Genomic DNA, 7,871 nt, shown 5'->3' with positions numbered 1-7,871 from the left:
GAGCCATTTGTTTTTCCTCCCTCGGTATTATGTGGGTTTTGGTCGATTTACATTATACCTAAAGGATGAGCATATGGCTCATTTTTATGAAATTATCTTTTTACACCATTATATGGACGTTACCAAATCTTTTAAAGAAAAGGGTGTAGTAGATGCTGCAACGATATAATTTGTACCTAATAATAGTTGATTAGATTTATTCCAACCAAAATCATTGCGAACAAAACCAAAAGTACACTTATCGGTATTCATTAAGGAAACTACCTCACTGCTTGGCGCTACTGTTATTATGAATTTAACATTAGGGTATTTTTTCTTAAAAGTACGAACAACAGATGGAAGATAGTATTCACAAATTATAGCAGGAGCACATAACCGTATAATTTGCGAGTTATTTTTTTCAAGAAATTCTATTTTCTTTTTAAATTGTTCGATTTCCTGTAATATTTGAGTTGCAAAGGTTACGGTTTCCTTTCCAGCAGTGGTTAATTCAACTCCCTTATTGTTGCTAACGATAAGGTGTGTGTTCAATTCTTTCTCCATGTTTTTAATTCGTCTAGTCAATGCAGGTTGGGAAATAAAAAGCGCATTCGCTGTTTTTGTTATGTTTTTAAACATGCTTAAATATTTGATTGTCAGGAGATCATTTTCATCCATAAAATCACACCCCAATATATTATAGTTAATAGCATTATACTTTTTTTTTATTATAAAGCACAAATAAAAGCATTATACAAAATTGAGGAGTTAAGATAAAGTAAAAGTAATCATAAATAGTCAAAAAATAGGATTATTGTTTATGTAAAAGGAGGTTTAATTATGAAAAAATGGAAGCTTTTACTTGGAACTCTTGTACTAACAGCAGCTATGATGACGTTTGGATGTGGCGGAAATGTCAAAAAGACAAGTAATTCTAATGATCAAACCACTATGAAGCTGGGTTTAACATTTGCAGATAAACATTTATTAACTCAGGAACTTTATAAAATGGCAGATAATGTAAATAAAAGAACTGATGGAAAAGTAAAAATAGAAATTTATTCCGATTCACTTTTAGGAAAAGAAAGTGAACTTTATGAACAAATTCACATGGGAACAATTGATATGGCGTTAGAAACAATTGCATTCATGAGTACGGCACACCCTGAGTTTACAATTGAAGATTTACCTTATATGTTTAAGGAACGAAAAAATGGATATGAAGCATTAGATGGAGATTATGGTAAAAAAATCAATGAAATAATTGCTTCTGATGGTAGCATCAGAAATCTAGGCTTTATGGAACTTGGGTACCGCCATATGACTAATAATATTCGATCTATTCAAAAACCTGAAGATATGAAGGGCATTAAATTTCGGACTACGACTTCTGATTTGCGGAGAGCAGTATTTGAAGCATTAGGTGCACAACCGACATCGATGAGCTTTAGCGAGGTGTTTACTGGATTACAACAAGGAGTTATTGACGGACAGGAAAGCCCATTGTCGACAATAGCAAGTTCATCCTTTAACGAGGTTCAAAAATATTTGTCATTGACTGGACATTTTTGGACTAATGAATGCTTACTTGTTAACGAAAAAAAATTCAAAAGCCTAACTGAAGACCAACAAAAGATCCTTATTGAAGAAGCAAAAGGTAACCGCAAAATCATCAGGTGTACAACATATAAAGCAATAGGCCCTGCCGACTAAAGCCGGCAGGGCCTATTGCTTACTTGCATATATTCTGTACTTCTTCAGACCAGGGCATCATCTGCTGGAGCAGTTCCGGATGGATCTTGAAATCCATGTTGGGCAGCTTCTCGAACAGGTAGGTCAGATAAGTGTATGGCTCCAGGCCATTGGCCTTACAGGTCTCGATGATGCTGTAAATCGTGGCACGGGCTTCTGCTCCTTTGGGAGAAGCGCTGAATAACCAGTTTTTCCGGCCTATGGTGAAGTTCCGGATGGCCCGTTCACAGATATTGTTCGTCATGGCAGCTTCTCCATATTCCAGGTAGGCGCTCAACTGCTTCCTGTGGAGGAGAATATATTGGATAGCCTTGCCCAGCGGCGACTTCAGGCTCGGTTGTTCGTCCATTTTCGTTTCCAGCCACGCAAAGTAAGCCTCCAGCTTGCTTTTTTCAAGCCGCAGACGTTCTTCTTTCCGCTTTTCTGGATCCAGTTCTGCCAGTTTCTTGTCTTCAGCAAAGATTTCCCCCAGTTTCTGGATAGCCTGGCCACAGGTGGTCTGGGCAACCTCTTCCTTGGGCATGTCGACTGGGATGGCTTCGACGAACTTCCGCCGGGCATGCACCCAGCACAGGGCATGGACTTTGCAGGAGACCTTCTCATATCCTGCATACCCATCGGTCTGCAGGATTCCCTGATACCCCTCCAGGAACTTCCTGGCGAACTCGCCGCTCCTGCCCTGGCAGTACTGGTAGATCCGTATCTTTTTCAGTTGTTCATATTCCCCATTGGTATACACCCACATGAAGGACTTGGTGGTGTTTTTCCGGTTCCGGGAGAGTATATAGTTTTTCTTCATGGGGAATTTTTCCAGCAGCTCGGCCCAATCCCACTTCTGCTTCTTGCGCCGTTTGTGGGCCGGGACTTCGATCTCAGGTTCCGGTGCCGATGGTTTGGCTTCCACTTCGGCCTCATTGAAGAGATTGAACTGGTCCGGACAGGTTTTTTCCGCCTGCCACAGAACAGAAAGAGGGCAGGCTGATGGGGATCCAGATGGAAACGGGCAGCCACCTGAGCAGCCAGGCCGTCGATGGATTTGCGCATATCCGTATATCCGTATATCCACAGGCCAGGTAGATATGGTCGGCAGTGATGTTGCGGATTAACACAAGAATACCTCTTTGAGGACCTGCAGCGTACGCTGCAAATCTGGCGCAGCGGTTCCCTCAGGGATTTCAAGAGAAGCAGAACCCACATGGACGACCATCTTCCTGCAGGAATGCTGTTGCTCCTGAGCCAGAGAGACGGGCGCAAATTGAGTAGTACAGGCGGGAGCCTGAGGATTGACCAACAGCGCTTCCTCTCTCAGTTCCTTGATCCAATAATACATGGCATGATGGCTCATCTGACGTGACCGACAGAACGCCTTGATGCAAAGGCCGCTTTCCTGTTGCTCCTTTAGAATCTGGCTCCAGTATTCCAGAGCCTTCTGATGTTTTATGCGTTGAATTTCACCCAAAACAAAACCACCTCCAGAGATAAGTGACACGAATGGCTCGAAAAAACGACACGTTGCGCACCGTAGAGAAATTCGTTTTTTTCGTGCGATATTTTTAACATCCGTATTATCTCAAACTGAAGGTGGTGATTCCATACACCGGATTTTTTAGCACTTACAATATAAACAAATATAAATATAAAAAATGAAACAATTTTTTTATGCATAATGTATTCAATTGTAATTTTTCACTTTTTTTAATAAAAAATGATATCCTACAAATAGGTAAAATCTATTACAATAAAGGGGGAGTTACAATGGTCCAAGCACAGAAAAATCTCTCAAAATCTGCCGGTGCAGAGTCTGCTTTGAAAGTTCATAAGTTGACCTTTTGGGAAGCTGCTATGATTATTGTGGGGGCTAATATTGGTTCCGGAATTTTAGGACTTCCTTTTTCCGCACGAAAGGCAGGATGGCCTATCTTGCTGGTCTGTTTAATGATCGCGGGCTTTTTTACAACAGCTTCTATGCTTTATGTCGCTGAAACAACGTTACGAACGAAAAAACCGATGCAGTTGCCTGGTCTAGCTTCCCGTTATGTTGGAAATTTAGGATCCTGGCTAGCTTTCTTTTCAGTGGCTGCGAATACGATAGGGTGCCTGATTGCCTATACGAACGGCAGTGGTCGGATTCTTAGTGAATTTTTGGGAGTTTCTACAGCCTTTGGAAGCGTCCTTTTTACCATTCCCTGTGTTATTGTCGTTTGGTTTGGCCTGAAAGCAACGGGGATTGCTGAAAAATTTATCAGCTTTGGCATGATTGCACTTTTGGCCATTATTATTTTGGCGTCTTTTCTTTCTTCTAAAGCTTCTCTTGCCAATGCAATATATGTACACTGGCAGTATGCAGTTCCAGTTTTTAATGTTGCTATTTTTTGTTATATTGCTCAATATGCCGTCCCTGAGTTAGCCAGAGGACTGGCACATGATCCTCAGAAGCTAGCTCCTTCAATTGTAACAGGAATGACCATTACTTTTGTGTTGTTGGCTTTGGTTCCATTGGCTGTGTTGTCATTGACTGGTCCGGATCAAGTTACTCAGGTAGCCACTATATCCTGGGGAAAGTCTTTGGGGCAGTGGGCATTTGTTGTAGCAAATCTTTTTGCTTTGTGTGCTATGATGACGTCATACTGGGCAGTGGCAGAAAGCTTCTTAACCAGTATTGTCGATAAATTTAATTTCCAGTCAGAGACGGATTTTGCTACCCGAATTGGCTGTATGATTGCTATTGTACTTCCTCCTTTTCTTTTGGCATATAGCGGGATGGTCAGTTTTGTCGATGCAATATACCTGGCAGGTACATTTGGTGGCGTAATTATGAGTATTTTGCCAGTGATGATGCTTCATAGTTCACGGAAACATGGTGATATGGAACCTGCTTGGAGTTGTGGTTGGATTGCAAGTACATCTGTTCAGGCTATCATGATTCTCTTATTCTGTGGAGCTGCAGTTTATGCTATCATAGGACTTTTTGGCCTTCTTCCGGCAGCCTGGTAATTTTACTGTAAAAATCTACGCCTTTTTAAAAGCTTATATCTTAGGAAAGGAGAAACGCCATGAAGGTAATTCCGAAAGATAAAGTGATTTATAGTTTTAAACAGGATAATCCCATGCAGTACACTGTTTCTGATGGAGAGATATTCTGGGTTGAAACAGATGATTGTTATAGTGGACAGATCAGTTCCTCAGATATTCTTCGGACAGATATCGATATTTCGATTATGGATTGTTCTGTTGGGCCTATTGCTGTTGAAAATGCTGAACCGGGGGATGTCCTTTGCGTGGAAGTGCTAGCCATTCAGTTGGCAGATCATGGTGTAATGGTGACGACTCCCGGACTTGGCGTGCTGGGAAATCGAATTACTAAAGGGGATACGAAAATCATTCCGATAAAGGATGGCTTTGCCTTGTTCTCTGATACCATCCATTTGCCGTTAACGCCTATGATTGGTGTAATGGGAGTGGCTCCTAAAAATGGCAGTATAGGATGTGCCGTTCCTGGAGATCATGGGTCCAATCTGGATACTAAACTGATTACGGTTGGGACAAAGGTTTTTTTCCCAGTATCAGTTGCTGGGGCAGGATTGGCGGTAGGGGATTTGCATGCCTGTATGGGAGATGGAGAATTAAGTGGTACAGGAATAGAAACCGCAGGGAGAATATGTCTTAAAACAAGTGTACGGAAAGATTTTTCTTTGCAAAGACCGATGCTCGAAACGAGAGAAGCCATCTATACTCTTGCCAGTGATCCGAATATGAAGAGTGCAATATATAAGGCAGTGGATGATATGGCCCATTATTTAATGGAGAAAAAAAGTTTAAATTTCCCGGATGCTTATAGATTGTTGAGCGCTACTTGTGATATCCAAATCAGTCAAGTTGTAAATGATTCTTTGACAGTGCGTGTCAGGGCACCTAAACTTGATTTGGAACTTCAAAAAATTTAAATCTTATCTATCATACCTCTATAATGGTGATGAATACATTAAACTCTTCAGGCAGATGAAAATAAGTCAAATCCAAATTTGTGTGTAAATTCCTTTAGGTCATGAAATCATTAGGCTGCAGCCATGTTAATTTGACGAATTGCTGCTCTTTTCAGTTCGGCAGGGGTATCGCTTTTCAGCATTTCTTCATAACTTTCTCAAGAGAAAATCGCCTTGCCTGCCTGCCTCGTTTCATTCAGTTCTATCAAGGTCGATTCCATTAGCCGTATCAGTGCTGTTTCATTTGGAAATACCCCAATGACACTAGAACGCCTTTTGAGTTCTCTGTTGATGCGCCCAATGTGATTGGATGTCCGGAAAAACCGTCTCATTCCTTTTGGCAAGACCATGACCGTCATGGCATCTTCGAATCCGTCTTCCAAGCAGGCCATTGCGTTTGGAGCTTTTTCACCATATGATGCAAGGATTTCATCCCGCTTCTGGATAGCTTCTTTCATGGTTTTTGCTTGGAACAGTTCATTAGGTTCTGCCCGGATTTCTGCTTGGTACTTCTTCGGTGCCAGCTCAATGATATTCTTGGTAAAGTGGAATTGACACCGCTGCAATGGGACTTCTGGAAATTATTTTTGCAGTGCTGCTTTGATGCCGCCATGGGCGTCAGAAGTCACGAGCAGTGTACCATAACGGCACCGTTTTTTGAGGCTGTCCAGGAAGTCTCTCCAGGTGCTGGTAGACTCTTCCGGATATATGTTGAACCCCAAAATCTCACGGTTGCCATAGCTGTTGGTACCGTAGGCTATCATGAAGGCTTTGGAGATGATGCGGTGGTTCTCGCGCACCTTGAAGTAGGTGGCATCCACCGTCAGAAAAGGATACGGGCCGTTAAGAGAGCGGTTTCGGAATGCTTCTACATCTTTGGAAAGGTCTTTGCAGAGATTGGAGACAGTAGATTTGGAAAAGCTTGTTCCACAAAGTTCTTCCATGACTTTCTCAACTTTTCGGGTAGAAACCCCATTGACGACCATTTCAGCCATGCCGGCGACGAGGGCAGCCTCGCTGCGGGCGTAATTTTCAAAGAGCATGGTTTTAAATGGAACATTCCGATGGCGGGGAACCGTGAGCGTGATCGTACCAACACGAAGGTTCAGTGCTCGTTCTCTGGTCCCATTACGACTGTCCTTGCGTTCTTCAGAACGCTCATAGGGCTCAGCCCCCAGCTGTTCCGTGGATTCTGCCAGGAGAACCTTGTTCAGGCATTCCTGGAGCAATTTCCGGAACGCTCTGTCATGATCCACCGAAAGAAGGGCTAGTATTTCTTCCTGATCCAGTGTAATATTAAGGTGAGCCATTTGTTATTCCTCCTTGGTATGCTGTGGGTTTTGGTTGATTTACATTATACCTAAAGGATGAGCATATGGCTCATTTTTTGTGATTTCTCTTTTTACACCATTATAAGGACATTACCCTCTGAAATACTCTACGTATCCCAACCATCTCTTACTAAATATATTAAACGTCTCGAAAATAAACTAGGAACTCAATTATTTGATCGATCAAAAACACCCATGAAACTAACTTATGCGGGAACAATTTATCTTCGATTTATACAAAAACAATATGAAAATGAAGCAATCCTGCAAGATGAATTGATTCAGATTAAAGAAATAAAGCAAGGTATCCTTTGTATAGGAATCCCTCCTTATTTTGGAAAGTATTTTCTCCCTAAAATCCTTCCAAAGTTTGTTCATGTTTATCCTCATATTAAGTTGGACATTATGGAAGATAAAGGATCAAATTTGGACAAAGCATTACTTAGTGGGGAAATTAATATCGCTATCCATCATCTTCCTGTATCTACTTTTGAGTTAACCTATCAAATTTTGCAATGCGAAAGAATTTTATTCCTTACTCCGCAATCAGGCTTTTTACCGTTTTCTATTCAGCCTATTATAGAAAAAACGCTAAATCCATTGTTTCGGACAAAAAAATTTATTCTCCCCCAAAGGGGGCAAAAAATTTGGTTCTTTGTCAAATGTTGGGGTAAGCTCCAATTCATCTACCACACACGTACGTGAGCGATTTTTGCTCACGTCTGTTTTTATTTTAATTTCACCATCGAAAGCAGTAAAATCCGAGAACGGAATCGTTCAAAGTTGCGAAAACCAAATGCTACTCTCTTTAACACCTTAATCTTAT

The 7,871-nt window shown here is 41.5% G+C and carries 9 protein-coding genes and 1 pseudogene; 4 read left to right on the top strand and 6 right to left on the bottom strand.

Annotated features, from left to right (window positions below):
* Positions 1 to 108: 108 nt before the first annotated feature.
* Entirely contained in the window at positions 109 to 657 is a 549-nt protein-coding gene (locus tag ACTUHY_RS12635) for a LysR family transcriptional regulator (RefSeq protein ID WP_442827979.1), read from the bottom strand.
* 162 nt (positions 658 to 819) lie between these two features.
* Here ACTUHY_RS12635 and ACTUHY_RS12630 point away from each other — a divergent pair, with 162 nt between their 5' ends.
* Complete coding sequence (locus ACTUHY_RS12630) at positions 820 to 1,692, top strand: TRAP transporter substrate-binding protein (protein ID WP_442827978.1); 873 nt, start codon at positions 820 to 822, stop codon at positions 1,690 to 1,692.
* Between the two features lie 19 nt (positions 1,693 to 1,711).
* On the opposite strand, the gene tnpC is transcribed toward ACTUHY_RS12630, so the two are convergent.
* From tnpC to tnpA, 3 genes are read right to left on the bottom strand one after another with little or no spacing between them, the layout of a single operon-like run.
* A complete protein-coding gene (tnpC, locus tag ACTUHY_RS12625) occupies positions 1,712 to 2,635 on the bottom strand; it encodes an IS66 family transposase (RefSeq protein ID WP_442827977.1) in 924 nt (307 codons plus the stop codon).
* A complete protein-coding gene (gene tnpB / locus ACTUHY_RS12620; RefSeq protein ID WP_442827976.1) occupies positions 2,527 to 2,928 on the bottom strand; it encodes an IS66 family insertion sequence element accessory protein TnpB in 402 nt (133 codons plus the stop codon). Before tnpB ends, tnpC begins: the two co-directional genes overlap by 109 nt.
* The gene (tnpA, locus tag ACTUHY_RS12615; RefSeq protein WP_442827975.1) at positions 2,834 to 3,190 is read right to left on the bottom strand and encodes an IS66 family insertion sequence element accessory protein TnpA; all 357 of its coding nucleotides are present in this window, start codon (positions 3,188 to 3,190) and stop codon (positions 2,834 to 2,836) included. The genes tnpB and tnpA overlap by 95 nt, the downstream gene beginning before the upstream one ends.
* Positions 3,191 to 3,486: 296 nt before the next feature.
* On the opposite strand from tnpA, the gene ACTUHY_RS12610 reads away from it, so the two are divergent.
* The gene (locus ACTUHY_RS12610; protein ID WP_442827981.1) at positions 3,487 to 4,725 is read left to right on the top strand and encodes an aromatic amino acid transport family protein; all 1,239 of its coding nucleotides are present in this window, start codon (positions 3,487 to 3,489) and stop codon (positions 4,723 to 4,725) included.
* A 59-nt stretch (positions 4,726 to 4,784) separates the two neighbouring features.
* Positions 4,785 to 5,675 (top strand): acetamidase/formamidase family protein, encoded by an 891-nt coding sequence (locus ACTUHY_RS12605; protein ID WP_442827974.1) that lies wholly within the window; start codon positions 4,785 to 4,787, stop codon positions 5,673 to 5,675.
* Positions 5,676 to 5,785: 110 nt separating this feature from the next.
* Here the strand turns inward: ACTUHY_RS12605 and ACTUHY_RS12600 are convergent.
* A pseudogene (locus ACTUHY_RS12600) lies at positions 5,786 to 7,024 on the bottom strand (IS256 family transposase).
* A gap of 57 nt (positions 7,025 to 7,081) precedes the next feature.
* Here ACTUHY_RS12600 and ACTUHY_RS12595 point away from each other — a divergent pair.
* Positions 7,082 to 7,750 carry a LysR family transcriptional regulator gene (locus tag ACTUHY_RS12595; protein ID WP_442827973.1) on the top strand — a complete coding sequence of 223 codons (669 nt, stop codon included), beginning with the start codon at positions 7,082 to 7,084 and terminating at the stop codon, positions 7,748 to 7,750.
* A 23-nt stretch (positions 7,751 to 7,773) separates the two neighbouring features.
* Here the strand turns inward: ACTUHY_RS12595 and ACTUHY_RS12590 are convergent.
* A partial coding sequence (locus tag ACTUHY_RS12590; RefSeq protein ID WP_442827980.1) for a transposase occupies positions 7,774 to 7,871 on the bottom strand: 98 nt, incomplete at its 5' end.

The sequence above is a fragment of the Acidaminococcus nyctereutis genome (genome assembly GCF_052216985.1).
GTDB classification, from domain to species: Bacteria; Bacillota; Negativicutes; order Acidaminococcales; family Acidaminococcaceae; genus Acidaminococcus; species Acidaminococcus fermentans_A.
The sequence above is the reverse complement of the archived record's forward strand: the minus strand, read 5'-3'. Positions and strand labels throughout refer to the sequence as shown.

Coding starts and splice junctions, on each gene's coding strand:
- ACTUHY_RS12635 (WP_442827979.1), bottom strand. CDS start 657: ATGGATGAAAATGATCTCCTGACAATCAAATATTTAAGCATGTTTAAA.
- ACTUHY_RS12630 (WP_442827978.1), top strand. CDS start 820: ATGAAAAAATGGAAGCTTTTACTTGGAACTCTTGTACTAACAGCAGCT.
- tnpB (WP_442827976.1), bottom strand. CDS start 2,928: ATGTGGGTTCTGCTTCTCTTGAAATCCCTGAGGGAACCGCTGCGCCAG.
- ACTUHY_RS12610 (WP_442827981.1), top strand. CDS start 3,487: ATGGTCCAAGCACAGAAAAATCTCTCAAAATCTGCCGGTGCAGAGTCT.
- ACTUHY_RS12605 (WP_442827974.1), top strand. CDS start 4,785: ATGAAGGTAATTCCGAAAGATAAAGTGATTTATAGTTTTAAACAGGAT.
- ACTUHY_RS12595 (WP_442827973.1), top strand. CDS start 7,082: ATGAGCATATGGCTCATTTTTTGTGATTTCTCTTTTTACACCATTATA.